Origin of the sequence: Thiomicrospira sp. S5 (assembly GCF_003991075.1) — a bacterium.
Classification (GTDB): Bacteria; Pseudomonadota; Gammaproteobacteria; order Thiomicrospirales; family Thiomicrospiraceae; genus Hydrogenovibrio; species Hydrogenovibrio thermophilus.
The window spans coordinates 252350-278476 of record NZ_CP014470.1; the positions used below are offsets into that span (position 1 = coordinate 252350).

Here is a 26127-nt window from a genome sequence, read left to right on the forward strand (position 1 = left end):
AGTATTAAGAATAAGAGGGATTATTTGTCCCGATTGGCGGGGCGAAGGTGGGCTAAATAGTCGTCGAGAATGTGGCTTTTTTGCTGAATGACGTCAAAAGCGGCTTCGCCCATTGTCTGGCGTTTGTCGGCGTCGTCTAATAGTGGCGGCAGAGCCTGGTATAGATCATCCAGTTGGGTCAATTGAATTAAGCCGTTGTGATTGAGGAGTTCTTGCGTCTCTTCTTCAAAATCCGACATGTCAGGCCCGGTCAAAATACAGGCTTTCACTGACGCCGGTTCCAGTACATTGTGTCCGCCTTTGGGGGCGAAGCCTCCGCCCATAATCACCAGTTTGGCATGTTGATAGAGCGGCATCAGGGCACCAATTTTGTCGTAAAGGTAAAACCGGGTGTTTGTCGTGATGGGTTCGTTTAAACTCAGTACCGCGAGTTGTGACCGGTTTGCGGTCAGTGTTTTTAAAATGTGGTTGCGGCGCTTCGGGTGTCTGGGAACGATGACCAGCAGTTCCGGGCGTTGTAATGTTTGCCAGAGTTGGACCAGTGCTTCTTCTTCTCCGGCATGCGTGGAAGCGGCGAGCACATAGTCCGAATGTACGCTTGACGCTTTTTTAATGGGATTGGGGTAATCCGTTTGTGATGTTAATCCGGCGTACTTCAAGTTGCCGAGAACATGGAGTTTGTCGGCGTCGGCACCCAGTGAGCGAAAGCGTTCCGCTTCTGAAGCATTACGGGCATAAATATTTTGTACATAGCCGAGCGTTTCACGATAGAGGCGTTTCAGCCAAGCCGGACTATTGAGGGTTTTGACCGATAGGCGAGCATTAACCAGTTGGATGGGAATGCCTGCCTGGTGAGTCAGGCGGTATAGGTTGGGCCAGATTTCGGTTTCCACCACCCAGAGGGCGTGCGGTCGTTGTTTGTTTAAAAATCGGCGGATGGCGTAAGGATAGTCCAGTGGGAGATAATGATGTCGTACGGTTAGACGGAACAGGTTTTCGACCAATTGTGCGCCAGTGGGGGTATTGGTGGTGACGAGCAGGTTTTCGTCTGGCTGTAGGCGCCGAATCAGCGCTTCCGCCGCTTTGACTTCGCCGACCGATGCGCAATGAATCCAAAGGCTGCCCGGTTCCGAGGAGCGAGGTGATGAGAGGCCCAGCCGCTGTGCAAAATAACGCCAGCCACCGTGACGTTTGGTGGCTTCCAGGACCGTAATCAGGAAAACCAGCGGGCTGAGCAGGCGAATCAGAAGTTGGTACAGCATCTTGGAATCATCTTTGGGTGCAACAACGGGCTTTAATGGCCGGCGTTGAGCAGAGCTTCCATGATTTCGATATCGCCGGGCAAGTCCACTTCTGGTGAATCCCATTGGCTTTCGACCACTTTGATTTTATGACCGAATTCGAGCGCGCGTAATTGCTCCAGCTTTTCGATGTCCTCCAAACGTCCCATCGGTAAGGTGTTGAAGGTATCGACAAACCGTTTGGTGTAAGCGTAAACGCCCAGGTGTTTGAAAGAGTCGTGGTCCCAGTAGTCGCGACCATGCGGGATGGTGGCGCGTGAAAAATACAGTGCAAACCCATTGACGTCGGTGACGAGTTTGACGTCTTTCGGGCTGGTGATTTCGGCCTCGTTGACAATTTTGAAAGACAAAGTACTCATTTCGAAGGAGCCGTCGTAGTCCGCGGCTTTGAACGGCGCGATGACCGCTTCAATCGACCCTTGGTTGACCAGCGGTTGGTCGCCCTGCACATTGACAATCAAGTCGTCATCGCTTAACCCGACCTCTTTGGCGGCTTGGGCGATACGGTCCGTGCCCGATTCGGCCTCTGGTGGCGTCATGACAACTTGGCCGCCAAACCCTTCCACAACCGTTTTGATGCGTTCATCATCGGTGGCGACGTATACGGCTTCGATGCCGCGCGCTTTCGAAATACGCTCGAAAACGTGTTGAATCATGGGTTGGCCGTTAATGAGTTTTAATGGCTTGCCGGGTAGACGAGACGAGCCGTAACGGGCCGGAATAAAAACATAGGTTTTCATAGAGAATTCGTGTCCTTGAATCGGCCCGCTCGCATGGGGTCGGGCCTGTTAGGCGACAGGTTTTACATTTTCAGGTAAAGGGAACGTAACAATTCCGGTGTGACTTTTTCTTTCCAGTTCGGGCCGTAGACATTGTCCCAAAGCGGTGCCAAGCCGGATGCGACCTGAATCATCTTGTCCATTTGTTCGTCGGAAAGGTCCTGACAAATGCCGGTCGGCAAGTTGATGTTGTGTTTTTCCATCATTTGGCGGAAGATTTTCACGCCTTCCGGGTAGAAGTCGTCCAATACGTTGAAGACGATGCAGTTACCGATTCCGTGATGGTAGCCCAATACATACGCCAAACCGTAAGACAGGGCGTGACAGGCGCCTACCTGGCTGTAAGCAATGGATTGGCCGCCCATGTAGGAAGCCATCATCAATTTTTCGTCGGCTTCCGGGTGGTCCTTCAAGAACACTTCGTCGCACAGGTCGGATGATTTTTCACCGAAAGCACGGGCAAATTCGTTGATGTAAGTGCCGTTCAAAGCTTCGACATTGTGGATGTAGCAATCCATGCCGGTGTAGAACCATTGGTCTTTCGGTACACCGGCGACCAGGTCCGGGTCCATGATAATCTGGTCGAAAACCGTGTAATCGGAGTTCATGCCCAGTTTTTTGTCAGGCCCGGTCAAAACCGTGGTGCGAGACGCTTCGGCACCGGTACCGGAAATGGTTGGGATGCCGATGTGGTGAATGGCCGGGTTTTGGATCAAATCCCAACCTTGGTATTTCACGGCACCGCCCGGGTTTGTCAGCAGCAGAGCCACGGCTTTAGCGATGTCCATGGAGGAGCCGCCGCCGATCCCAACGACGCTGACCGGGTCTTTGCCGTTGCCGAATGCCTGAACCTGTTCGGTCAGTGCATCGACATAAGTGGTTTTCGGTTCGTCGGTGACGTCCAGCCAGATTACCAGGTCATGCGATTGATTCGGGATACGGTCTTTAAGCGGTTTGTCTTTGTGAACTTCGTCCACCAAAAAAACCACATAGTCGTCGGCATTTTGGCGTTCTTCCATCAAAACGTCATCCAGTTGATCGAAGGAGCCGCGTCCGAAAATCATTCTGGGCACGGTTTTAAAGTTGCGATGTTTCATTGGGTTATTCCTGTTGATAATTCGTGTTTAAGCGTTTATTTAAAGACTTTGGCAAAGGCATCAATGCGCATCTGGATGTCTTCATCCGACCAAGACAGGTTGATCAGCATGGAAAGTGTCCGGCTCATGATGTCGTCCGATTTTGGCGTCGAGACTTGGGTGTAGTCGGGACGGTCAGCGATTAGTTCAATCGGCAGTTTGGCTGGGCCCGTCATGTTTTGGATGTGGTCCCAGTTCTTGAAGTAATGCCAGTTGTTGGCATACCAATAGAACACGCCCGGTACGCCGGCTTCGCCCAAGGCTTTAACCACTTCGCGGGTACGTGTTTCCGATGGCAGGATGATGCTTAAGAATCCTGCGTTATCACCGGCTTCATCCGGGATCACCCGGAAAGCGACTTCGTCGTATTGCGACAAAGCGTTTTTTAAAGCTTGTTTGTTTTTGCGCTGGATGTCAAGAATGCGATCCAGCTTTTTCCATTGCGCCACACCGATGGCGGCATTCATCTCGGAGATGCGGTAGTTGGTCCCCATGATCGGGTGGCTTTCCGCACCGCGGTCTGCCCCGATGTGGTCGTGCCCATGATCCGAGTATTGGTGCGCATGAGTGTAAATCGTGTCGTCATTTGTCAGGATGGCGCCGCCTTCGCCGCAGGAAATGGTTTTGACCGAGTCAAAGGACAAGGCGCCGACTTGGCCGATGGTGCCCAGGGCTTGACCTTTATAGGTGCCGCCGGTCGCTTGGCAGGCGTCTTCCAGCAGCACCAGACTGTGTTTGTCGCAGATGGCTTTGATTTCGTCCATATGCCCCATGGAACCGCACATGTGGACGAAGTTCACGGCTTTGGTTTTTGGGGTAATGACCGCTTCGATGCCTTCCGGCGACAAGGTCAGGGTTTCGTCGATTTCCGCAAACACCGGAATGGCTCCGGCCAGTACAATGGCTTCCACTGAGGCGACGAAAGTGAACGGCGGTACGATGACTTCATCACCGGCTCCGATGCCGGCGGAAGCCAGCGCGGTTGACAACGCATTGGTGCCGCTGGACACCAAGTGAGCGTGTTTGACTTTCAAAGTGTCGCAAATCAAGCCTTCCAGTTCACGGGCTTTCCAGACATCGTTACGCATGCCGTCGAAGTTGTAACGAAAGGTGAATCCTTTCTCCATGACTTCGTTAATCTGTTGTTTTTCGGCATCATCAAAAAGTTCAAAACCGGGCATCGTTCGGGTCCTTTGGTTAGTTTTGTTGGGTCAATTCGTTAATCATATTGGCGTGTTCCGCATATTGTCGCTTCAGACGCTGGCGGGTGGCCATGAAAATACTGTGCAATTCGTTGAGGGCGATATCAAAATTGTTGTTGATCACCAGATAGTCGAATTCGTCGAAATGCTGCATTTCGCTGACGGCATCATCCATCCGGCGCTGGATAACTTCCTGGCTGTCGGTTCCGCGGCCGGTCAAACGGCGTTCCAGTTCTTTCAAGCTGGGTGGCAAGATGAAAATGCTGATGGCGTCCGGAATCAATTTTCGCACTTGTTGCGCGCCTTGCCAATCGATTTCCAGAATCACATCTTTCTCCGCCGCCAAGGTCGACTCGACCGCGCTCTTCGACGTGCCGTAATAATTGTCGAACACTTTGGCATGTTCCAGGAAATCGCCGTCGTCGATTTTCTGTTGGAAGGCTTCGGTCGTCAGAAAGTGGTAATTGACACCGTCTTCTTCGCCGGGACGAATCGGCCGGGTCGTGCTGGAAATGGACGCTTGGATGCGGCTGTCTCGTTCAATCAGCTTAGTTACTAATGACGTTTTACCGGCACCGGACGGTGCGGAGATAATAAAAAGCGTGCCAGCCATAAGAGTTTGATTCCTTAGCGTCTCGTCTGTTGCAATCGTTCTGAAAAGGATGCTGGACGGATAAGGCGCTTGATTCGGTAAGCGTATTGGCAGCATCGCTTATTTTAGACACGACATTTTAACAGAGTTTACCTAAATTTGTTGCGATTAGGCTACAATAAGAAATATGCAAAATAAAAGTATTTTTTTAGTGGGTCCGATGGGTGCGGGCAAGTCGACGGTCGGCCGTTTTCTGGCGGAAAAGCTCCGCTATGAATTCGTCGACAGCGACCATGAAATCGAAGCGAAAACCGGCGCCACCATTCCGATGATTTTCGATATCGAAGGCGAGTCCGGTTTTCGAGCGCGTGAGGCCGGCGTGATTGACGAGTTGACGCAGCGGCCGGAAATCGTGTTGGCGACCGGTGGCGGCGCGGTGCTGATGGCGGAAAACCGCAAGTGTCTTCGGACACGCGGGTTCGTGGTGTATTTGAAATCGTCGGTGGAAGCTTTGGTGCAGCGAACGCGTCACGACCGCAACCGTCCGTTATTGCAAACCGAAGACCCGAAGGCGGTGTTGCGTCAGGTTATCGAGGAGCGTGGTCCCCTGTACGAAGAAGTGGCCGATTTGGTGATTGAAACCGAGCAGGTGTCGGTGCATCGCGTGGTGAAACAGATTGTTGACCGCCTTCAGCAACAGCAAGTGATTTAAGGATGAGCAATTGAAAACTCTTACAGTCGATTTAGGGGATCGCAGTTACCCTATTTTCATCGGTCAAGGCCTGATTGACCAGCCGGAATTGATTCAACCCTATGTGACCGGCACGCAGGTGCTGATTGTCTCCAATACCACGGTAGCGCCGTTGTATCTGGAGCGGGTCAAACAAACTTTTTCCGATTACGATGTGCAAACGGTGGTGTTACCGGACGGCGAGCAGTATAAAAACCTGGAGATTTTGAACCGCATTTTCGACGTTGCCATTGAACATCATTTCGACCGAAAGTGTACCTTTGTCGCCTTGGGCGGCGGGGTCATCGGGGATATGACCGGGTTTGCCGCGGCGGCCTATCAGCGCGGGGTGAATTTCATTCAAATGCCGACGACATTGTTGTCTCAGGTGGACTCTTCGGTCGGCGGTAAAACCGGGGTGAACCACCCACAAGGCAAAAACATGATCGGCGCGTTTCATCAGCCCGAGTGTGTGGTCATCGACACCGATACCTTGAACACCTTGGAAGACCGCGAACTGTCCGCCGGCTTGGCGGAAGTCATCAAGTACGGCCTGATTGTCGATTATCCTTTCTTTGAATGGTTGGAGCAAAATCTACCAGGCCTGCTGGATCGTAAAGCGGATGTTTTGGCGGAAGCCATTGAGCGCTCCTGTCAGAACAAAGCGGACATTGTCGCCAAGGATGAAAAAGAGGCTGGGCTGCGAGCGCTGTTTAATTTGGGGCACACGTTCGGCCACGCCATCGAGGCCGGAATGGGCTACGGCGTCTGGCTGCACGGCGAAGGTGTGAGTGCCGGGATGATGCAGGCGATTTACATGTCCAAGTTGATGGGCGATTTGACCCAAGCCGACCAGGAACGTGCCGCCGCGATCTTAAGTGCCGCCCGCTTGCCGGTGTTGCCGCCGTCAACCGATGACATGCCCAATGAACGCTTTTTGGCATTGATGGCCGGGGATAAAAAAGTCCAGGCCGGCAAGATTCGTTTGGTGTTGCTGAAAGCCATTGGGCAAGCGTATGTCACCGGCGATTATCCGCCGGCACTTTTGGAAAGAACCCTGACCGAGTACCGTTGAGTCAATCAGACCTTTCCTAACCGTCCTTAAGGAGTGACCATGCAGAGTGTCGAAGCATTGCAACAAACGTTTTCCGTGGAAGGCGTACGCTTTTACCGCCAAGACGGTTTGGTGATGGTGGAAGTGAGGAATGCGGCTGCAAACGCTTTATTGACGACACACGGCGCCAGTGTGCTGAGCTTCACGCCTTTGTCGGAAGCAACCTCCCAGCAAGATTGGTTTTGGGTGTCGGAGTCCGCGGTTTACAGTGGCGAAAAGCCGGTCCGTGGCGGTATTCCAGTTTGCTGGCCGTGGTTCGGGCAGGCCGATAAACCGGGGTTGCCGGCCCACGGGTTCGTGCGTAACCAAGTCTGGGAGCTGGCATCGGTTTCCGCCGTGTCGCCGACACAAACCGAGCTGGTGTTGACTACAGCATCGTCGCCCGACACTTTGGCATTATGGCCGCACGCTTTTGAACTGCAATTGACGGTCACCATCGGGGAGTCTCTGGCATTGTCTTTGACGACGCATAATTTGAGCGACCAGCCGGTCGATATTACCGAAGCGCTGCATACTTATTTTTCGGTGTCGAATGCGCCGGAGGTTGTGGTTGACGGGCTACAGGGCAGTGAGTGTTTTGACAAGCTTACTTACGCCGAAAGTTATTTCCAAACCGCACCGCTTAAAATTCAGCCGCCGATTGACTCGGTCTTCATCGATCAGATGGAGCCGGTAATGATTCGGGATCCGGGTTATAACCGCTGCATACGCATTGAAAAAGAATCGGCCGTATCGTCGGTGGTGTGGAACCCGGGGCCGGAAATCATCAAAGGTTTTGCCGACATGAATGACCAGGCCTGGCCGAAAATGCTGTGTGTCGAAGCGGGGAATGTGTTGCAGAATGCGGTGACGGTACCGCCCAACGCCGAGCATGCTTTTCGGATGGTATTGACGGAACAGTCGTATGTCGCGGAGTTAAGCGATTGACTCGGCATTTGATATGGGGCGGCAATAAAAAACGGCGCTGAAAAGCGCCGTTTTGGTTTGTGGGTCTGAAGTGAATTTAGCCGAAGACCATATTGGAGCGCAGTTTTTTCATCGCCTGTTGTTCGATTTGGCGGATGCGTTCCATGGACACGCCGTATTTTTCCGACAATTCTTTTAGGCCGGTTTTGCTTTCGCTTAACCAGCGTTGTTGCAGAATGTCGCGGCTACGTTCGTCCAGGCTCAGCAACGCTTGTTTCATCTGGCTCAGCTCATAATCCGCTTGGGATTCGTTTACCAGTTGCGTTTCCGGATCCAGTTCCGGGCTGACCAGTACCGGATAATTCTTTGCCGGTGACTCGTCATCGTCGGACGGCAAATCAACGGACATGTCCTGTCCATACAGGCGGGTTTCCATTTCCAGTACGTCTTTACGGGTCACGCCGAGTTCTTCTGCCACGGCGTCGGCGTCTTTATCACCGAACCATTCCAACGATTTTTTCGTGCTGCGCAGTTTAAAGAACAGTTTGCGCTGCGCTTTGGTGGTGGCGGTTTTGACGATACGCCAGTTACGAATCACGTATTCATTGATTTCGGCGCGTACCCAATGTACGGCAAAGGTCATTAAGCGGACATTCTCAGCCGGATTAAAGCGTTTCACCGCTTTCATCAAGCCAATGTTGCCTTCTTGAATAATGTCACCCAGCGGCAAGCCGTACCCTTTGTACGAACGGGCAATCGGCACCACATAGCGTAGAGAGGACAGAATCAGCTGGCGAGCCGCTTCCAGGTCCTGCTGATAATACAATTGTTCCGCGAGCGTTCTTTCTTCCTCAGCCGACAATTGCGGTATGGTCTGAACGGTTCTCAAATAGCTTTCAAGGTTCTGGCCAGGAGTAAGATTATTCGCGAACGGAATCAGTTGATTTGTCATGCGCTTTCTCCTTGTGTATTCGGTTTAATCATTAATGTCATCATACTACACTTTTTTTAGCAGTCAAGTCAAGAGAGTGCTAATGTTTTTTGACAAAAAATGACCAAAATATTAAAAGATTAATATTCTTTAAAAACATAAACTTGTTTTTAACTATTAAAGTTATGTGTTGGGTGTGTATGGGCTGTTGGAGGCTGCCGTGCTTGGCGAGTGCTAAAGGGACATTAAAGTCGGTTTGGAAGGGTTAAAACGGCCGAATAAGACTTCGGCCGATGGGTGAAACTGGGGTTAGTCGTCCATCGCGACTTGACCGGATTGTTGCATCATTTCCAGCCAGGCGTCACGGACTTCAGTCAGAATTTCAATGGCACTGTCCAAATAAAAGGTGTCTTTTTCAAAAACCGCTTCTTGGATTGATTTGTCCGCATAGCGGTAAAGTTCATCCAGATCGAACGCCAGCGGGCTGTTTTGTGTCAAGCTTAAACGGTCACGCAGGGCGTCCAGGATGGTGGTCATGCGGCCCAGGTGGAACCCTTTTTCAACCAGAGCATTGCTCTGGTGGCAGACTTTGGCCAGGTTGCCTTTATCGACCACGCCTTGCAACAGCAATAGGATGGTTTTGCTCGGGTTGTCCGCCAAGTGGGATTCCGCATTTGGGTTTTTGTTGTATTCCTGAAGAATCGGGGCTTTTACTTCGGTCGCCATATTGTGGTTGGTTGTCATGGTTCAACTCCTGTGTGCAAATGAAAGTCACATCCGCCCTTATTCATATTGTGTTGCTGAGCGATGCGTTGTCGTGTTGGGAATTGTTCAGCAGAGAGCGTGCCACAAAAGTCATTTTTAACTTAACCGGTTGAATATTAACGTTATTTCGTTTTTTAAAAACGGCCAGGCCTGGCAATTTTTGTGGAAAAAAGTGGGGGTGAAAAGCGATTGCCAAAAAAATGGCAGGTTTTAGTTTAGGGTTCTGTCGGGACTAAAATGGAAGGCCGTGAACCGCCAAGGTTCACAGCGAGATTGAGATAACGGTTTGGTTGCTGGGGAGGGGGCGTTAAAAATCTACCTGCACCGCAGAGGCGGCCCGTTTGGCTTTTTCGATGGCCTCTTCAATGGTTTCGCCGCGTGCTAGGGCAACCCCCATGCGGCGGCGTCCGGCGATTTCCGGTTTGCCGAACAGACGCAGTTGGGTGTCCGGTTCCGCCAGCGCGTTTTCCAGACCGGAAAAGCGGGTTTGGGTGGATTGCCCGGTCGGCAAAATCACGCTGGAAGCCGATGGGCCGTGCTGAGTGATATTGGGAATCGGCAGGCCGAGAATGGCGCGTACGTGCAAGGCAAACTCGGAAACGTCTTGTGAAATCAATGTCACCAAGCCGGTATCGTGCGGGCGCGGAGAGACTTCACTGAAAATGACCTCGTCGCCTTTGATGAACAATTCCACGCCGAATAAGCCGAGTCCCCCTAAGGCATCGGTGATTTGAGTGGCAATGTCTTCGGCTTTGGCGATGGCGGTGTCGGACATCGGATGCGGCTGCCAAGATTGGCGGTAATCGCCGTCTTCCTGATGGTGGCCAATCGGTGCACAGAATGCAGTGCCATTTTTATGACGGATGGTCAGTAGCGTGATTTCATAATCGAAGTCGACAAAGCCTTCAACGATGACTTTGCCTTTTCCGGCACGGCCGCCTTCTTGGGCGTATTGCCAGGCCGATTCGATGTCATTGGCGGTTTTGATGACGCTCTGACCTTTACCGGAGGAGCTCATAATCGGCTTCACCACGCACGGCATGCCGATGCGTTCCACGGCGGCAAAAAAGTCCGCTTCGTTATCGGCAAACGCGTAAGGGCTGGTCGGCAAGGAAAGCGTTTCCGCAGCCAGGCGGCGGATGCCTTCGCGGTTCATGGTCAGCTGGGTGGCTTTGGCCGTGGGGACGACATTGTAGCCTTCCGCTTCCAACTCCGCCAAGGTGTCGGTGGCGATGGCTTCGATTTCCGGCACGATGTAATCCGGTTTTTCCGTTTCGATGATGGCGCGTAAAGCATCGCCATCCAGCATGCTCAGGGTGTAGCTGCGGTCCGCCACCTGCATGGCAGGGGCATTTTCATAGCGGTCCAAGGCGATGACTTCCAGGCCGAGACGCTGGGCTTCAATGGCCACTTCTTTGCCCAATTCGCCGGATCCGCAGAGCAGAATTTTAGTGGCGGTCGGTGAAAATGGTGTCCCAATCTGTAACATGGCATCCCCTTTGCTTATGAGAAGTTAACGAAAAAATAGCATTATATATCGGCCGCTAAAGCTGAAAGTTGAGAGCCAATTATAGAAGATTTCATGTTCCGCTAAAAACAAAATCCGTCAAAAGAACCGGGTTGATTATGCGGAGACAAGGGAAAGAGATTATGACTCAGTTAGCACACAATTTGACTCAGGAACCACGACTGGAGCAGTTGAAAACCGAACGCCGCAGTAAAAAAGCGCCGGGTGAGCCGGAACTGTGGGGGACGGAATCAACCGACGATAAAGCCAATTTTCATCGGCTGTTGGGTGAATTGCAGTCTCGCTTTTCCGATTCGGTGGATGTGGCTTATTTGATTGAATCGGAAGTGAATCAGCGCACGGCGGACTTGTACCGTAAAGCGAATTACGATTCCTTGACGCATTTGCCGAATCGCGGCTATTTTCATGACATTCTCGATAAGCTGGTTCAGGGCGCGACGGAAAAGGACACCATTTTTTCATTGCTGTTTTTGGATCTGGACGGCTTTAAGCAGGTCAATGATACGCTTGGTCACCACATTGGTGACGAGCTGTTGCGTTACGTCAGCGGCCGTTTGGTCTCGTCGGTGCGCGACGGCGATATTGTCAGTCGCTTAGGCGGTGACGAATTCGTGATTTTATTGTCGGATGTGTCGTCCCGCGAGGACATCGAAGTCATTTGTAACCGCATCGTGACCGAGATTTCCCGTCCTTATTGGTTTGACGGCGTCGAAGTGCTGACGTCCACCAGTATCGGGGTATCGCAATTCCCGCAGGATTCCAAACTGTCTTCCGAATTGATTGAACAGGCCGACGAAGCTTTATACGTGGCGAAATCGAAAGGCAAAAAAACCTTCCGTTTTTACGACGACGTGAAATTCGAAGTGCCGGTGAAGTCGCATGAGTTGCAACAGGCTTTCGAAGACGCGATTCAAGCATCGCAGTTTCAGACGTATGTCGAACCGCAGATTGACTTAAAACAAAGCCGTATTGTCGGCGGTTACATTTCATTGGAATGGGTCAAAGCGGATGGCAGTCGTCAGCCTTTTGAAGATTGGCAGGTGTTGCTGAAAAACAGTGGTTATGAAGAGACGCTGGGTTTGTGGCTGTTGGACACGGCCTGTTTTTACCTGAGACAGTGGTCGCAATGTGATGCGGAGCTGGTGGTGACCGTGCCGGTGTTGGATGCATTATGGCAAAAAGACGACTTTTTGACATTGTTGCTGCAACGTCTGGTGCAATATGGCATTACCGCCAATCAACTGCAATTGGCATTCGCCATGGACAAATTCGATCAGTTTGACGGTCAGTTGGTCGAGAAGCTGAAAGAGTTGTCCGAAGCCGGTTTTCAGATGACCTTGACCGGATTGGGCGCAACGCCGCTGAATTTGCCGGTGCTGTCCGGATTGAATGTGCAGGAATTCAAATTCGACCAGGCCTGGCTGAAAACGCAAATGGCTTCGGCCGCCGGTCGAAAATGGATTCAAGCGTTGATTCAGATGGGGCAGGGCTTGGATGCCTGCATGATTGCCACCGGGTTGGATGAGGAGTCTGAAGCCGTGGCCCTGAAACAATGGGGCTGCTCTCTCGGGCAAGGGCCTTATTGGACGCAACCCATCGATGCGCAATCCTTCGAGCAGCTTCTTACCTAAAACGTCGTTTTTCTTAACGATGAAGGCCGCCTGAAGCGTTCGCCGTTTAAGCGGCGGATTGCGTTTTCATTTCCTTTAACATTTCCAAAATCAAACGGGCCGAATGAGTCGCCGCCTGATCGAGATACTGTTCGAATGTCACCGCGTTTTCCTTGCCGGCAATGTCCGACAGTGAGCGGATAATAACAAACGGGACCTCGAAGGCATGGCAGGTTTGCGCCACGGCGGCGGCTTCCATTTCACAGGCAATCATGTCCGGAAAATGACCGCGAGTGGTTTCCACATCGTCCGGCAGGTGCATGAAGCGGTCGCCGGTGGCAATCAAGCCATGCATGTGGCTGACTTCCTGTAAGGCATCAATGCTGTTTTTGGCGATTTCCACCAGGCCAGGGTCGGCGGTGTAGTTTTCCGGGTGGCCCGGAACTTGGCCGCGGGCATAGCCGAAAGGCGTGACGTCCACATCGTGATGGCAGACGGCCGCGCTGATGACAATATCGCCCACCTCCAAGTCCGCATGAAAGCCGCCCGCCGAACCGGTGTTGATGACGTAATCCGGTTCGTACAACTTAATCAGCAAGGCGGTGCCGATGGCGGCGTTGACTTTGCCGATGCCGGAACGTAGCAACACCACGTCCAGTCCGTCAATTTGACCGAGATAATATTCAAACCCACCGTGGACTTCGGTGGTCAGGTTTTGAATCTGGTTGCGCAGCAACGCCACCTCTTCTTCCATGGCTCCGATAATGGCGACTTTCATGTGAATTACACCTCGTTGCCAAGCTTGCGCAAGGTGTCGGTGTCCATCGCCAGTTCGTCGTTTTTATTGATGCCGATGCCGTGGTCGATGATATTCTGGGCGATGGCTTTGGCTTCGTCCAGCGAGTGCATCTTGTAAGTGCCGCACTGGTATTCGTTCAGTTCCGGAATGTCTTCCATTTTGGCCACGTTCAAGACGTCTTGCATGGCTTTCATCCAAGCATCGGCCACGCGTTGCTCGTCCGGCGTACCAATCAAGCTCATGTAAAAACCGGTGCGGCAACCCATCGGCGATACGTCGATGATTTCGACATCATCGGCATTGAGGTGCGCACGGATAAAACCGGCAAACAGGTGTTCCAAGGTATGGATGCCTTTTTCGCCCATCATGTCGACATTCGGCTTGTTGAAGCGCAGATCGAACACGGTGATGGTGTCGCCGCCCGGGGTTGTCATGGTTTTGGCGACGCGAACCGCCGGGGCTTTCATGATTTTGTGGTCAACGGTGAAGCTGTCGAGTAGTGGCATAAGATTGTCCTTTCGTGTTTTGTGTTAAGTAACGTGCGCTTAACACCTTAATAATATTAAGGTTTTTGGTTGTATTGCGTGAGCTTATTGTAACGAATCATGCTCTGTAATTCTTTGACATATTCGTGTTTTCGGGCGGAATAGTTGACCAATCCTTCAGCCATTTCCAGACCGGTCAGGGGTTGGTTGTCGGCGCGGGTTTTCGCTCGGATGCTACGCAGCTTGGCATAAGTGCTGTGGCTGTTCAGATTGTGGATGTAACTGACCACCGAATCGTAAGGGTGCTTGAAAGCCCGGACTTCATGAATCGCGCCTTTGCTACGTTGTTTCGGGACCAAGCCGCAGCCTTCGGTAAAACACCATTGGCCGAAATAGTTATTGGCCTGGCGGGCAAAGCGGGAGGTTCCCCAGGCGCTTTCATTGGCGCCTTGCGCCAGCGCCAAAGCGGTTGGCACCTTGTCGATGCGTTTCAGCAGCGCGGTGCGGTCGGCGGCCTGGTTGAAATCAAACGGCTCCACGCCGTATAGGTCGGCCTGCGCTTTTAGCCAGGCCTGGTCGTTTTGGCTGGGGTCGTTTTTCAGAATAATCGATTGCAAGCGGTGGCGTTTTTCCAGTACCGCGTCATTGGCGCGGTGAACCAAAGGAGTCATGAAATCGAAAAACGCTTGCTTGCGCGGCGGACCGGCCGGGAAGTCGATGAATTCCGGAATCGCCGGCAGGGCTTGTTGTTTGACGTCGACTTTGGCCGGTGTCGGTGGTGCGATTGGCTTTTCGGGTGTGGCCGCCGGTTGTTCAGCGGGTTTCGCCGTTTGTGCTGTGTCGGTCGTGGGCGTTGGCGCGGGGGTGTCGGATTCGGAGCAGCCGCTGATGAGCAGACCGAAAGCAATGAAAGAAAGAGGGACAAGTCCGGGCGTGCGAATCATGAAAAGCGGCTCCTTAAAATGCGGTTGAAAACCGACATTATAAAAGAAAACCGCAGGTGAAGATATGACCCGAATGGTTTCGGGTCGTTTATTTAACGGTTATTTTTTGCTGTCGAAAGGACCGTATTTAGCTTTTTCCAGCGCGGCTTTGTCACCGTTGAAGTAGGCCGGAACCGGATAATCGGCCGGGCGGAAGTCCGGATTCGGGAAATCCTTGGCACGATCCGGATGGGTGGCGCGCGGCAGAGATTCCACATAGGCAGCAATATCATAAGCCTGGCCGACGCTCAGCACCGGCGATTTATACGTCGCACCCAGCGGCATATTGGCGTGAATGAACTTGGTGGCGGTGATGATGCGGCTCATGCCCGCGCCGTTATTGAAAGAGTCGTCACCGGCCAACGGCGGGAAGGTGTAACTGCCGTCTTTGCCGTAAGTCGCGGTTTTCAACCCTTGGCCGTTGGCTTGGTGGCAGGCGACGCAGTGTTCCGTATACAGAGCTTTGCCGGCTTTCGGGTCGGCGGCGCGGTTAGGTAGGTCAACGTTGGGTAGGCCGATGTATTGCATGGCGTCATGCGGATTGGTGCCCTTGGCCAGCCAGGTGAAATAAGCGATGATGGCTTTCATTTCGGTGGAATCGTTTGGCATGGCCTTGCCGCCGCCCTGGCTACGCGTCATACAGCCGTTGACTCGGTCTTCTGGCGAACCGATGGTCATGCTGCGTTTGCGAAAATTCGGGTAGTCGTTCATGACATTGACGAATGGAATGCCGAACGGCATGGTGCCCGGTAACCCATCGGAACCTTTGATGTGGCAGCTGGTACAGTTCAGGGAGTTGCCGGAGTAACGAAGGTTCGGGTTTGCAACTTTCGGACCGACGGTTTCCACGGTTTTATCAAGCAGCTGAATGCCGTAACGAATTTCCTTGGCGTTCGGCTCTTTGTCGATATCGGCGGCTTTCGGGACTTGCCAATCCTGTACCTGGCGTTCCTTGAAGCGCTTTTCCATTTCCTTGGCCTGTTCGGCATTGAGTTTTTCGCCCACTTTATAAGGACTGATGTCCATTGCGAACAGTGAGCCGGAAAAGCCGACGGCCGCAATGAGCGTAAGGGCTGTTTTCATGTATCTCTCCTCTTTGAGAGACCTTTGTACGAGTGAATGCACGAATTAAAATGGCTAAAATTCCACATCTTTCAGCCAAAAAACTACCTAATAGCTGGCTATTAGGCATGTTTTTTCACTAAAACCTGTGAAATTTTCTCTCATTTTCCTAACGCGCCTCACTCATACAAAGGTCTCTTGAAATAAACCTATCGTTTGAAAGGCTAAGGGTTTTGGGAAGCAAGTCAAGTGTAAAAAATTTCGCAGTGGTGTCGGCGGTGACGGTTTTTGGGTAGAATGGCGTCAGTGATCTCGGATAAACGGTGATGGAATGAAAGATGCGAAGCTGCGTTACGAAACGCTTTTAGAGTTGGTTGAAAATGCTCAGGACGGAATCGTCATCGCGGAAAAGGAAGACCAGGACACGGTGTTGATTTATGTGAACCCGGCGTTTGAAAAATTGACGGGGTACACGTCGGATGAAATCCTCTATCAGGATTGCCGATTCTTGCAAGGCGACGACACCGAACAAGTGCCGGTGCAACAAATCCGCCAAGCGATTGACGAGAGTGCGCCGGTGCGTACCATTCTGAAAAATTACCGTAAGGACGGCACGCCGTTTTGGAACGAGTTGAGCGTCACGCCGTTTTATGACAAGACCGATGGCTTGACCTATTACATTGGCATTCAGAAGGATGTGACCGAAATCGTCGAGTTGAAGCAGTCACTGGAGGCCGCGGAAGCGCGCATCGCTGAATTGGAAGCGCAGCTTTCGGCAAAGTAAGTGGAATCGGAAGTAAGCGGAACCGATTAATGCGTGCTTGTGCCGAGGTAGCTGACGCTGAAATCGGCCGTTTCGTTCGGCGCTTTTGAACCGGAAGGCATGAACATTTGTACGCTCAGGCCGGGGTGGGCTTCCGCCCATTTTTGCCAGGCCTGGGCATTTTGCCAATCGGCATCGCTGGCGCCCGTGATGACAGCGATGTCGGCGCAACGGTTGGCTTCGAGCTGCGTCGCGGCTTGCGCATCCGGATGCAACGTCCAAGAGCACAATAACGGGCGTCGCCCGGCCTGTTCCAGTTGCAGCGCGATGAGCGCTTTCAATACCGCATCCTGCGGTGCCAGATTCTGAACCCAAATCGATGTGCCGCTTCGCCGTCTGCGATGGCGTTGCGTCAAATACAGGCGGGAATACAATCTTGGTAGCACGGCACTTTCCCAGAAAACCACTATGGCCGTTTCCTCGTCACGCAGCATCAGATGGGTGTTGACCAGCGCTTCCCGCCAAAAATCGTCCGGAAAATCCGCCAGCAAGGTGTCGAGTAGTGCATTGAGGCTGTCCAAATCCTGCTGCTGTGCCGTGGTCTTCAATTGCGTTGCAATGTCACCGTTCTGGTCCGGTAAGGACGCTTTAGGCTCCGGAAGCAGCGCTTTGATTTGGCTGATGGGAATGCCCTGCTCGGTGAGCTTGATGGCTTCCTGCAACATTTCGATGTGTTCGGGAGTGTAAAGACGGTGGCCGGATTCGGTGCGTACTGGTTCGATCAAACCATAACGTCTTTCCCAGGCACGCAGGGTGATGGGGTTCAAGCCGGTGATTTTGGCCACTTCCCGGATGGGAACGAGGCGGGCGTCGGATGTCTTCGTATTCATAGATCGTATCTTATGCAAAACCTATACAAGCGTCAATTCAATCTTGCAGGCGCCGTTGTTTCAGCGCCTGAACCTTTTCCAGATGACGTTGACGGCTGGCCTCCAGATCCACGATGGGTTCGGGTGTCTCCGACCATAGATCGGGTTGTGCGCCGCTGATCCAGGGCGCGTGTATCCGTTTGCTAGGCCAATTTTTCAAGGCCGGTAACCACTGTCTGAGGTAGCGACCGTCGGCATCGAATTTCTCGCTTTGACGAACCGGGTTGAACAACCGGTAATAGGGCGCGGCATCCACGCCGCAACCGGCCACCCATTGCCAGCCCATCACATTATTGGCCGGGTCGGCATCCACCAACGTGTGGCGAAACCAGTGTTCGCCGGCCCGCCAATCGATGTCGGCGTTTTTGGTGAGCCAGGAAGCCACCAGCATCCGCACCCGGTTGTGCATCCAGCCGGTTTCCCAAAGTTGTTTCATGCCGGCGTCAATCATGGGCACGCCGGTTTCACCGCGGCACCAGGCCTGGTAGAAATCTTGATGTGCTTCATCCTGTTCCGATAACGGGGTGAAAAAGCCTTGGAATTTGGGTTGAAACGGTGTGGTTTCGGTGTCGGGAAAATGCCACAGGATGGCGCGAGCGAATTCGCGCCACGCCAACTGGCGAATCCAGCCCGCCGCCGCAGTGGGGGTGTCAGGGTTGAGCGGTGATAAGCTCAGTAAAACCGCCCGGCTATGGAGTTCGCCGAAATGCAGGTGCGGGGAGAGTTCGCTGGTGGCGGCCAAGGCCGGGAAATCGCGGTCATGGGCATAATGTGACAAACGGTTTTCAACGAAATCATCCACTTTTTGCCAGGCCTGGGCTTCGCCGATGCGCCAGTGTTTGAGCACCTTTTCCGCCCAGGGTTGATGGCGAAGCGCCGACAAATGTTGTGGCAGGCGGTCGTGTTCCGGCGGACAGTTAATGCGTGCTGTGGTATGGAAGTCCAACGGTGTTTCGTCGAAAGGCTCGACGTCACCGATGCGTTGCATCAGGGCGTTGTAAAAGGGGGTGAAGACTTTGTAAGGCTGACCGGATTGGTTGCGAACCGTTTCGTAAGGTAACCAGTTTTCGGTCTCGAAGGGCGTTAAGGTGACGTTCCGTTCTTTGCAGATGGTCAGCGCGGTTTGTTGCAGGGTTTTAAAGGGTTCGCCCAGTTGAAAGGTGTAATGCACCCGTTTGATTGAATAAGTGTCGAGCAGGGTTTGAAAGCGCTCGGCAAAGTCGCCCTCAATTAACCACAGCGCACCGCCTTGGGCGGCCAGACGTTGTTTCAGGTCGAGCAAGCTGTCCGCCAGCCAGGCCGAGTTGGCGTCTCCGACGGTGTGTTTCGGGTCGTGAAAATAGGCGACAATCACCGCATCGTCGTTTTTGGCGGCGGTGCTTAAAGCGGTTTCCAGCGCCGGATGATGCTGAAGCCGTAATTCGCGTTGGAGCCAAACCAATGTCGTCATAAGCGCCTCAATTGGATGTTGTTGGCAAGGCGTCGGTCAAGTCGGCTTTGACCGCTTCGGATAAGGGGTTGTCGCCCAGCCAGATGCCGAAATAAACCGCTTTGAAGCCTTGCGTGCGATCCTGGTATTTCAGTTCGTTGTTTAAACGTAATTGTACGCCGGTTTCCGGTTGATACGCCAATTCATAACAGTCCTTCGGTTGCACGGCTTCATAGTGCTGGTGCAAGCGTTCGGTTGCCAGACGCAGGGCGACCGGAAGTTGTTTGGGCAGGGCTTGGTCGGCGGCCTCGATGAATTCCTTTTCCGTCAGGCCAACGCGATAGCACAGTTCGAGTTTCAATGGAGTTTGGTCGGACAAAAGATCGGTTTGCGTGGTGCCGGGCTGGGCCCAGAGGGTGGCGTCGTAAACCGGAATCAGCCCGGCCCAGTAACCGGTGGCTTGGCCGACCGGCTGGAGCGCAACGGTTTGCGCCAGGCCTGAGGATAAGCCGAGGCCGCTAAAAACGAACACGAGTAGGCGTTTCATGCGCTGCCGCCTTTGCGGAAAAACAAGGTCACTTCCCCGACTTTGAAGCCCCATTTCGTCACTTCCGCCCGATTAATCAGCGTGGTGGCGTCTTGTAGGTACATCCAGTCGTCAAACTGAACGTGGAGGGTGCTGTCCTGATACGGTAAATCAAGGGTGTATTGCCAGTTCAGCGCCGGGCCGGCGGATTCCCCACGGGCGAACCCGATGACGTCACCGGCTTGCCCGCGATACTGGTTTGGGGCGGTTTCGACGATGGTCCAGATGCGGGTTTGGCGTTCCCCGTCGTCATAGACGAAACGTTCGTCGAGGATCAGTTGCGGCAAACCGTCTTCGGTTCGGGACACGGTCCCGGTAATGTCCACCGTGAAACGGCGTACCAGTTCGCCGCTGCGGTTCTGGAATTGTCCCCAGGCCTGGGTGTTTCCGGCAAAGTATTCAAACAAGTCGAACTTGGGTTCCAGCGATGCGTACTGGCTGACCGGTGTGTGACTGCAAGCGGTCAGGGTTAAGGGCATGAGGCACAACAGTATACGTTTCAACATGCGCACACCTCCTGTGGGGATTGTTTTTGTAAGGTGATTTGGTAGACGGAAATGTGTTCCTGCTCAAACCCAACCCGACAATAATCCAGGTAATAACGCCACAATCGGCGGAAATGCACGTCGTATCCGAGCGATTCGAGGGCGAGCGTGTGTTTATTGAATTCGGTTTGCCAGTGTTGCAGGGTGGTGGCGTAATCCTGACCGAAAGCGAAGTCGTCCAGCCAGTCAAAATGGTGACGCACCGCCAGCTGTTTCAGTTGTGTCAGGCTCGGAAGCAGTCCGCCCGGGAAAATGTAGGCCTGGATGAAATCGACGCTGTTTTGGTAGTCTTCCGCCACGGCTTCGTCGATGGTGATGATTTGCAACACCGCCTTGCCGCCCGGTTTAAGGTTTTGCTGCAGTTGCGTGAAGTAGGTGTCCCAATACTCACGACCGACGGCTTCGAACATTTCAATGCTCACGATGTGGTCGTATTGCCCGGTTTCGTGACGGTAATCCTGTAACACCGGTTGGGCAAAGACGGAGAGTTCCTGTTTGGCGAGGCGTTCTTCCGCGTATTGCCGTTGCTCTGTCGACAGGGTTAAGCCTTTGGTTCGCACATTGCGTTGCGCCGCGGCTTCCAGAAAACCGCCCCAGCCGCAACCGATTTCCAGAATCGTTTCGCCCGGTTGCAGGTCGAGTTGTTCGAAAATGCGTTGGTATTTGCGGCGTTGGCTTTGGGGCAAATCCGTCGAATCGTTTTCGAAAATACCGCTGGAATAGGTCACGCCCGAGTCCAGCCACAGGCGATAAAAATCGTTGCCGAGGTCGTAGTGGGAGGCGATGTTGCGGCGACTGTTTTGCAGGGAATTATGCCGACGGCGGTGTTGCCACAGATGCCACCAACCGAGCGGCTTTTGGGCGTTTAGCAGATGCGCCAGCGCTTGCCGGTTCTGGTGAGCGAAGGTCATCAGGTGGTACAGAGACGGGCTGTCGATGGTGTGTTCGACGTACGCCTGGGTGACGCCGAGTTCGCCCTGGGTTTTCAATAAAAACAGAAAACGCAACATGGCGGTGATGGTCAGATCGGCGTGGACGCCGTCTTCGGTGCCTTCAAAGCGATAGGCTTCATTGCGGTAACGGATGGTCAAGCTGCCGAATTGAATGCGGTCGAACGGCAGGCGTTTAATCAGCCGTTGCCAGACAAAGTTCGGCAGGAGTTGTTCGAGCGGATGAGTGATTATTTTGAACATAGCGTCATCTCCGAGTGGCTGTGTTGAATGTCGTTCAAGTGTTCCGGGGTGCGGTGAAATTTCCCGCCGCGTAGCCAGATTTTCAGCGCCCACCAGTGAATCAGTCCCAGCACTTTCAGAGCGTGGAACGGAAAGCGCAGGAAGGCTTTCAGTAACACGCTGTCTTTCAAGGGCAGTTGTTTGCCGGACTGGGTGGCGAGCAGGCGGGGCGTACCGCCTTCGAATTGTTTGATGCCGAGTCGATAGTGTTCACCCGGGGCGGCGAAGCGGAATTCGTAATGGCTGTTCATGCCGATAAACGGCGAAACGTGAAAACGTTTTTCCGCACAGCTTTGGATGGTGTGTGCCTGTTCATCCAGCGGTTGTCCCTGGTTGGCGAGCACGTAATGATGCCACTGCCCAAAGGTGTTGCTGACTTCGCCGATGATGGCGATGAGTCGGTTGTCGGCATCAAAGGCGTACCAGACCGCCAAGGGGTTGAAAGCCATTCCCAGTACCCGTGGGATGCAGACCAGTTCGACTCTGTTCGGTGGTGTTTCGATGGCGTATTGCTTTAACAGTTCATTTATCCATTCCCGCCAGGCCTGGCCGTTTCGTGCCCCGAAATCCGCGGTGTTGACTTGAATCAGGTTGAAGCGGTTCAGTGAGAGCCAGCGCAGTGGCCGCACTTCCTCTTCGAAACGGTCAATGTCGATTTTGAGGCCCAATACCCGGTATTTGAAACGATACGGCACATCGCCAAAGCGTTGGTGCATGACTTGGCCGTCGTAGAGGGCGCTAGGCATGGCGCACCTCTTTCGGTTCACCCGAAGTCGTTTGCCAGGGCGGAGTCACGCCGAAGGCTTTGGCAATGTTGACGGCGCTGCGCAGTCCGTCTTCGTGGAAACCGTAGCCGGTGTAAGCGCCGGCAAACCACAGGTTGTGGCGGCCTTGTAATTGTGCCAACGCGTCTTGTGCGGCCATGGCGGCCTGGTCGAACACCGGATGATCGTATTCGAAGATGGCCTGGGTCAAGTGCGGTTCGGGTATTTGCGTCGGGTTGAGGGTGACAAACACATCCTGCTGGGTGGGCAGGGATTGCAATTTGTTCATCCAGTAGGTGACGGCGACGCGGTTTTCGGCCACATCGGTGTTGCGCAGGTAATTCCAGGCGGCCCAGGTCATGCGGCGTTTCGGCATGAGTGCGCGGTCACTGTGCAGGTAAGCGATGTTTTTTTGATATTGGAAAGCGCTTAAGGCTTGGAATTCGGCTTGCAGCGTGTTCGGTATCAAGGCATAGCTTTCGTCGGCGTGGCTGGCGAACACCAGGTGATCAAAACCTTCGTACACGCCTTGCGGGGTTTGGATGCTGTAATGGTTTCCGTGCCGGGTGATGGCTTCGACTTGGGCGTTGGTGTGGGCGTTGAGAGCGCCGCTTGAAACCACCCTGTCGAAAATGGCGTGGATGTATTGGTGACTGCCGCCGCAGATGGTCTGCCATTGTGGCCGGTTTTCGATGTTCAGCAAACCGTGGTTTTCAAAAAACTGCAAAAAGCTGCGTACCGGGAATTTGAGCATGGTTTGGGTCGGGCACGACCAGATGGCCGCCGCCATCGGCAGCAGGTAATGATGAATCAGCGGGTCACTGAAGCTGTTGTCCGTCAGGAAGGTTTCCAGTGTTTGCTCGGGCGTGTAAGCCGGGTCGGCGGCCAGAGTTTGCTTGCCCAGTCGGTTGAAACGAATGATGTCGGTCAGCATTTGCCAGTGGGTGGGCGAAAACAGGTTGCGACGTTGGGCAAACAAGGTATTGAGGTTGTTGCCGGAATATTCGATTTCGCCCTGATTGATCGACACGGAAAAACTCATCTCGGTCGGTTGGGTGGCGATGTTCAGGAAATCCAGCATGTCGGTCAGCAACGGATAATTGGGTTCGTTATACACAATGAAACCGGTATCGACGGCCACCGGGCCGCAATCGGCCGTCTCCAGCGACACCGTATGAGTGTGTCCGCCGAAGTAATCGTTTTTTTCCAATAAGGTCACGTCGTATTGCTGGCTGAGCATCCAGGCGCTGGCCAGTCCGCTGATGCCGCTGCCGATGACGGCGATTCGAGGGGTTTGCGTTGTTCCGTTTGTCATAATCTTCGTGCCTCTTAGCAAGAAATCGCTTTAAAAAGCCTTTTGTATAACTTCTTGTATATATTTATACATAAGTTGTACAATGTGTGCAAGCCATTCAAGAATGTTTTTACAAATTCAATCGGATTAAGGAGGCGATTATGGCGGTAATATGGATTGTCGGGGCGTCGTCCGGTATCGGTTTGCAGCTCACGGAACGCCTGTTGCAGGCAGGTTATCAGGTGGTGGCATCGGCCCGGAATGCCGAGAAAAGTGCCGATTTGTCGGCATTGAAATCACGCTTTCCCGGGCAGTTGGCCTGTTTGGATGTGGATGTTTCGGTGCCGGAATCCTTGCCCGATAAAACCGCCCAGGCCTGGCGGATTTTCGGGCAGGTGGATGTGTGGTTCTACAATGCCGGAACCTATACGCCGTCGCCCTGGCAGGAAGCCAAATGGTCGGATTATCTGACGATGACGCAGGTCAATTACCTTGGTTGTGTGGCGTTGCAGCTGGCGGTGCGCGATATGTGGCTGCGCCACGATAAACCGCCGATGCGCTGGGTGTGGAACCTGAGCATCGCCAGTCAGGTAGGGTTGCCGTATGGTGGCGGTTACTCCGCGCCGAAGGCCGCTCTTTTCAATCTGGCGGAATCGCTTCAGCCGGAGTTGCAACAGGTCGGCATTCGGCTGCAAGTGGTGAATCATGGTTTTGTGAAAACCCGTCTGACGGCCAAGAATTCCTTTGAGATGCCGGGGCTGATGACACCGGAAGCGGCGGCGAAACGCATCGCCGATTGGCTGGCGAGCGACTCTCGTGGTTTTGAATTACATTTTCCGAAAAAATTGACGTGGGTGTTGAAGTTGTTGCGGTGTCTGCCCTCGCGTTGGGTGTTTGCCTTGACCCGGAGAATGTTGAAACATGCGTGACCATACAGCGGATTTGGACGCTTATGCGGCGGCGTTTGAAGCCTTGACGCCTCAAAATCTGGCCAGCGATTTGGGGCCGTTTTATGCCGAACAGGCCTATTTTGAAGACCCGTTCAATCAGGTTTATGGTTGGGAGGCGATCGAAGCGATTTTCGAACACATGTTTCACACCGTACATCACCCGAAGTTCGATGTGTTGACGCGTGCCTTGAGCAGCGATACGGCGTTTTTGGAATGGCAATTTACGTTTTTTGACCGCCAGTATCAAGGGCATAAAATCTACGGCACGTCGAAAGTGGTGTTTGATGCACAGGGTCGGGTATTGTCTCACGTCGATTATTGGGATACCGGCCTTTATATTTATCAGAAAGTGCCGGTGTTGGGTGCCATTATCCGTTGGATTAACCGCAAATTGAGACCCGCGACATGAAGTTTAAGACTCTGTCTGTCGGTCGGAAAACCGGGGCTTCCTGGTCGATGGACGTCGGTTATGGCTTGATGGGCTTACCGCTGGCGTTGTTGGGGTTGCCGTTTTATTTTTACATGCCGAATTACTGGTATGAAAACTGGGGCGTGAGCTTGGCGGCCATCGGTTTGGCGCTTTTCGTGACTCGAATCGCCGATATGGTCACCGATCCTTTGGTCGGGTTGTATTCCGACCGTTGGGAGTCGCGTTTCGGTTATTTGCGGCAAACGCAATTCGGTGCGGTGTTATTGATTGTGGGCACCTGGCCGTTGTTTTTTCCTTTAGCGTCTCTTTTTCAGCAGTATACGTTCGGCTATCTGGTGGTTTGGAGTTTCGTCGCTTTTCTGGGGTGGACCTGGCTTGCGGTGCCGTATCAAGCTGTGGTGTCCCGATTGACGCATGATCCTGACGTGAAGACCCGTTTGACGTCTTTTCGTGAAGGTTTCGGTCTGGTTGGGGTGATGTTGGCGTTGAGTCTGCCGGTTATTCTGTCGGAGACGCCGACGTCTCAGCCGGTCTTTGAGGTGTTGTTCGGGGTGTTGCTGGTGACCCTGCTGGTGGCGCTGGCTGTTCAGTCCGGGCGATTTCATGAGACCTTGAAACGGAAACGCCCCGATTCGGTTCGGGTGACGTCAATCCGGTCGTTGTGGCGTCATCATCGCTGGAGTTTTGGCATTATGCCGGCGTATTTTTTCAATGGGTTGGCCAATGCCTTCCCGGCGACGCTGTTCATGTTCTTTGTGAGCGATGCATTGCAGATGGAAGCGCAAGCAGGCGTGTTGCTGGCGGTGTTTTTCGTGTCCGGCGTGTTGGGGTTGCCTTTTTGGTTCTGGCTATCCACCAAGGTGGAAAAGTACCAGGCCTGGGCGTTTTCCATGTTGTTTTCCGCCATCAGTTTCACCGGCTTGATTTGGGTGGAGGTCGGCGATTTTTACGCTTATTTAGCCATCTGTGTGTTGACGGGTTGGAGTTTGGGTGCTGACTTGGCTTTGCCGTCTTCCTTGCAAGTCGATTTGGTGCACCGCTTGGAAAAACAGTCGGCTCAGGCGGCCGGTACCCTGTTCGGGTTCTGGGGCCTGCTGACAAAACTCGCCATCGCGTTGTCGTTGGGTATAGCCTTGCCGCTCCTGGATTTATTGGGATTGGAGCAGGGTTCCACATCGGCTATAACGGCCTTGTGGTGGATGTACGGGGTCATTCCGGTGTGTCTGAAGTTGTTCGCGGTTGGGTGGGTGTTGTGTTTCGGGCGCCAGTGGACATAAACCCG

General features: G+C 53.3%; 27 protein-coding genes. 8 read left to right on the top strand and 19 right to left on the bottom strand.

Features of this window, described 5'->3' with window-relative positions; all coding sequences use genetic code 11:
- Window positions 1-20 precede the first annotated feature (20 nt).
- The 5 genes from AYJ59_RS01130 to gmk all read right to left on the bottom strand — a co-directional run bounded on the left by AYJ59_RS01130 (window position 21) and on the right by gmk (window position 5031).
- Complete coding sequence (locus AYJ59_RS01130; protein ID WP_127119082.1) at window positions 21-1262, bottom strand: 3-deoxy-D-manno-octulosonic acid transferase; 1242 nt, start codon at window positions 1260-1262, stop codon at window positions 21-23.
- A gap of 32 nt (window positions 1263-1294) precedes the next feature.
- Window positions 1295-2041, bottom strand: coding sequence for a 3-deoxy-manno-octulosonate cytidylyltransferase (gene kdsB / locus AYJ59_RS01135; protein WP_127119083.1), 747 nt, complete (start codon window positions 2039-2041; stop codon window positions 1295-1297).
- 62 nt (window positions 2042-2103) lie between these two features.
- Entirely contained in the window at window positions 2104-3177 is a 1074-nt protein-coding gene (locus AYJ59_RS01140) for an iron-containing alcohol dehydrogenase family protein (protein WP_029939128.1), read from the bottom strand.
- A 35-nt stretch (window positions 3178-3212) separates the two neighbouring features.
- Window positions 3213-4397 carry a DegT/DnrJ/EryC1/StrS family aminotransferase gene (locus AYJ59_RS01145; RefSeq protein WP_127119084.1) on the bottom strand — a complete coding sequence of 395 codons (1185 nt, stop codon included), beginning with the start codon at window positions 4395-4397 and terminating at the stop codon, window positions 3213-3215.
- Window positions 4398-4413: 16 nt separating this feature from the next.
- The gene (gene gmk / locus AYJ59_RS01150) at window positions 4414-5031 is read right to left on the bottom strand and encodes a guanylate kinase (protein ID WP_127119085.1); all 618 of its coding nucleotides are present in this window, start codon (window positions 5029-5031) and stop codon (window positions 4414-4416) included.
- A gap of 166 nt (window positions 5032-5197) precedes the next feature.
- Between gmk and aroK the strand changes: the two genes are divergently transcribed.
- Genes aroK through AYJ59_RS01165 form a run of 3 tightly spaced genes read left to right on the top strand, consistent with a single transcriptional unit; the run spans window position 5198 to window position 7781 of the window.
- Entirely contained in the window at window positions 5198-5722 is a 525-nt protein-coding gene (gene aroK / locus AYJ59_RS01155; protein WP_029939125.1) for a shikimate kinase AroK, read from the top strand.
- Between the two features lie 10 nt (window positions 5723-5732).
- Window positions 5733-6815, top strand: coding sequence for a 3-dehydroquinate synthase (gene aroB / locus AYJ59_RS01160; protein WP_127119086.1), 1083 nt, complete (start codon window positions 5733-5735; stop codon window positions 6813-6815).
- A 39-nt stretch (window positions 6816-6854) separates the two neighbouring features.
- Window positions 6855-7781, top strand: a complete 927-nt coding sequence (locus AYJ59_RS01165; RefSeq protein WP_127119087.1) for a D-hexose-6-phosphate mutarotase — start codon at window positions 6855-6857, stop codon at window positions 7779-7781.
- 76 nt (window positions 7782-7857) lie between these two features.
- On the opposite strand, the gene rpoH is transcribed toward AYJ59_RS01165, so the two are convergent.
- The 3 genes from rpoH to purT all read right to left on the bottom strand — a co-directional run bounded on the left by rpoH (window position 7858) and on the right by purT (window position 10945).
- Window positions 7858-8712: an RNA polymerase sigma factor RpoH gene (gene rpoH, locus AYJ59_RS01170; protein WP_127119088.1), complete on the bottom strand. Its 855-nt coding sequence runs from the start codon at window positions 8710-8712 to the stop codon at window positions 7858-7860.
- 288 nt (window positions 8713-9000) lie between these two features.
- Window positions 9001-9435, bottom strand: a complete 435-nt coding sequence (locus AYJ59_RS01175) for a flagellar export chaperone FliS (protein WP_029939121.1) — start codon at window positions 9433-9435, stop codon at window positions 9001-9003.
- A gap of 328 nt (window positions 9436-9763) precedes the next feature.
- Window positions 9764-10945, bottom strand: coding sequence for a formate-dependent phosphoribosylglycinamide formyltransferase (gene purT, locus AYJ59_RS01180; protein ID WP_127119089.1), 1182 nt, complete (start codon window positions 10943-10945; stop codon window positions 9764-9766).
- A gap of 161 nt (window positions 10946-11106) precedes the next feature.
- On the opposite strand from purT, the gene AYJ59_RS01185 reads away from it, so the two are divergent.
- The gene (locus tag AYJ59_RS01185; RefSeq protein WP_164730714.1) at window positions 11107-12615 is read left to right on the top strand and encodes a putative bifunctional diguanylate cyclase/phosphodiesterase; all 1509 of its coding nucleotides are present in this window, start codon (window positions 11107-11109) and stop codon (window positions 12613-12615) included.
- A gap of 46 nt (window positions 12616-12661) precedes the next feature.
- On the opposite strand, the gene mtnN is transcribed toward AYJ59_RS01185, so the two are convergent.
- The 4 genes from mtnN to AYJ59_RS01205 all read right to left on the bottom strand — a co-directional run bounded on the left by mtnN (window position 12662) and on the right by AYJ59_RS01205 (window position 15944).
- Window positions 12662-13372, bottom strand: a complete 711-nt coding sequence (gene mtnN / locus AYJ59_RS01190) for a 5'-methylthioadenosine/S-adenosylhomocysteine nucleosidase (RefSeq protein ID WP_127119091.1) — start codon at window positions 13370-13372, stop codon at window positions 12662-12664.
- A 5-nt stretch (window positions 13373-13377) separates the two neighbouring features.
- On the bottom strand, window positions 13378-13899 hold the full coding sequence (gene luxS / locus AYJ59_RS01195) for an S-ribosylhomocysteine lyase (RefSeq protein WP_029939117.1): 522 nt from the start codon (window positions 13897-13899) through the stop codon (window positions 13378-13380).
- A 56-nt stretch (window positions 13900-13955) separates the two neighbouring features.
- Window positions 13956-14822: a glucosaminidase domain-containing protein gene (locus AYJ59_RS01200; RefSeq protein WP_127119092.1), complete on the bottom strand. Its 867-nt coding sequence runs from the start codon at window positions 14820-14822 to the stop codon at window positions 13956-13958.
- Between the two features lie 99 nt (window positions 14823-14921).
- Window positions 14922-15944, bottom strand: coding sequence for a c-type cytochrome (locus AYJ59_RS01205; protein ID WP_127119093.1), 1023 nt, complete (start codon window positions 15942-15944; stop codon window positions 14922-14924).
- Between the two features lie 310 nt (window positions 15945-16254).
- Between AYJ59_RS01205 and AYJ59_RS01210 the strand changes: the two genes are divergently transcribed.
- Window positions 16255-16707 carry a PAS domain-containing protein gene (locus AYJ59_RS01210; RefSeq protein ID WP_127119094.1) on the top strand — a complete coding sequence of 151 codons (453 nt, stop codon included), beginning with the start codon at window positions 16255-16257 and terminating at the stop codon, window positions 16705-16707.
- 26 nt (window positions 16708-16733) lie between these two features.
- Here AYJ59_RS01210 and AYJ59_RS01215 read toward each other — a convergent pair whose 3' ends face one another.
- The 7 genes from AYJ59_RS01215 to AYJ59_RS01245 are packed head-to-tail and all read right to left on the bottom strand — an operon-like array spanning window position 16734 to window position 23486.
- Complete coding sequence (locus tag AYJ59_RS01215) at window positions 16734-17576, bottom strand: MerR family transcriptional regulator (protein WP_051673462.1); 843 nt, start codon at window positions 17574-17576, stop codon at window positions 16734-16736.
- 37 nt (window positions 17577-17613) lie between these two features.
- Window positions 17614-19065 (bottom strand): cryptochrome/photolyase family protein, encoded by a 1452-nt coding sequence (locus AYJ59_RS01220; protein WP_127119095.1) that lies wholly within the window; start codon window positions 19063-19065, stop codon window positions 17614-17616.
- Window positions 19066-19072: 7 nt separating this feature from the next.
- Complete coding sequence (locus AYJ59_RS01225) at window positions 19073-19591, bottom strand: chalcone isomerase family protein (protein WP_164730715.1); 519 nt, start codon at window positions 19589-19591, stop codon at window positions 19073-19075.
- Complete coding sequence (locus tag AYJ59_RS01230) at window positions 19588-20136, bottom strand: DUF3833 domain-containing protein (RefSeq protein ID WP_127119097.1); 549 nt, start codon at window positions 20134-20136, stop codon at window positions 19588-19590. Before AYJ59_RS01230 ends, AYJ59_RS01225 begins: the two co-directional genes overlap by 4 nt.
- A complete protein-coding gene (locus AYJ59_RS01235) occupies window positions 20130-21368 on the bottom strand; it encodes an SAM-dependent methyltransferase (RefSeq protein WP_127119098.1) in 1239 nt (412 codons plus the stop codon). Before AYJ59_RS01235 ends, AYJ59_RS01230 begins: the two co-directional genes overlap by 7 nt.
- The gene (locus AYJ59_RS01240; RefSeq protein ID WP_127119099.1) at window positions 21356-22153 is read right to left on the bottom strand and encodes a DUF1365 domain-containing protein; all 798 of its coding nucleotides are present in this window, start codon (window positions 22151-22153) and stop codon (window positions 21356-21358) included. The genes AYJ59_RS01235 and AYJ59_RS01240 overlap by 13 nt, the downstream gene beginning before the upstream one ends.
- On the bottom strand, window positions 22146-23486 hold the full coding sequence (locus AYJ59_RS01245; RefSeq protein ID WP_127119100.1) for an NAD(P)/FAD-dependent oxidoreductase: 1341 nt from the start codon (window positions 23484-23486) through the stop codon (window positions 22146-22148). Before AYJ59_RS01245 ends, AYJ59_RS01240 begins: the two co-directional genes overlap by 8 nt.
- A 140-nt stretch (window positions 23487-23626) precedes the next feature.
- On the opposite strand from AYJ59_RS01245, the gene AYJ59_RS01250 reads away from it, so the two are divergent.
- The 3 genes from AYJ59_RS01250 to AYJ59_RS01260 are packed head-to-tail and all read left to right on the top strand — an operon-like array spanning window position 23627 to window position 26122.
- Window positions 23627-24394, top strand: a complete 768-nt coding sequence (locus AYJ59_RS01250) for an SDR family NAD(P)-dependent oxidoreductase (RefSeq protein WP_127119101.1) — start codon at window positions 23627-23629, stop codon at window positions 24392-24394.
- Window positions 24387-24824, top strand: a complete 438-nt coding sequence (locus tag AYJ59_RS01255) for a nuclear transport factor 2 family protein (RefSeq protein ID WP_127119102.1) — start codon at window positions 24387-24389, stop codon at window positions 24822-24824. Before AYJ59_RS01250 ends, AYJ59_RS01255 begins: the two co-directional genes overlap by 8 nt.
- On the top strand, window positions 24821-26122 hold the full coding sequence (locus tag AYJ59_RS01260) for an MFS transporter (protein WP_127119103.1): 1302 nt from the start codon (window positions 24821-24823) through the stop codon (window positions 26120-26122). Before AYJ59_RS01255 ends, AYJ59_RS01260 begins: the two co-directional genes overlap by 4 nt.
- Window positions 26123-26127: the final 5 nt, after the last annotated feature.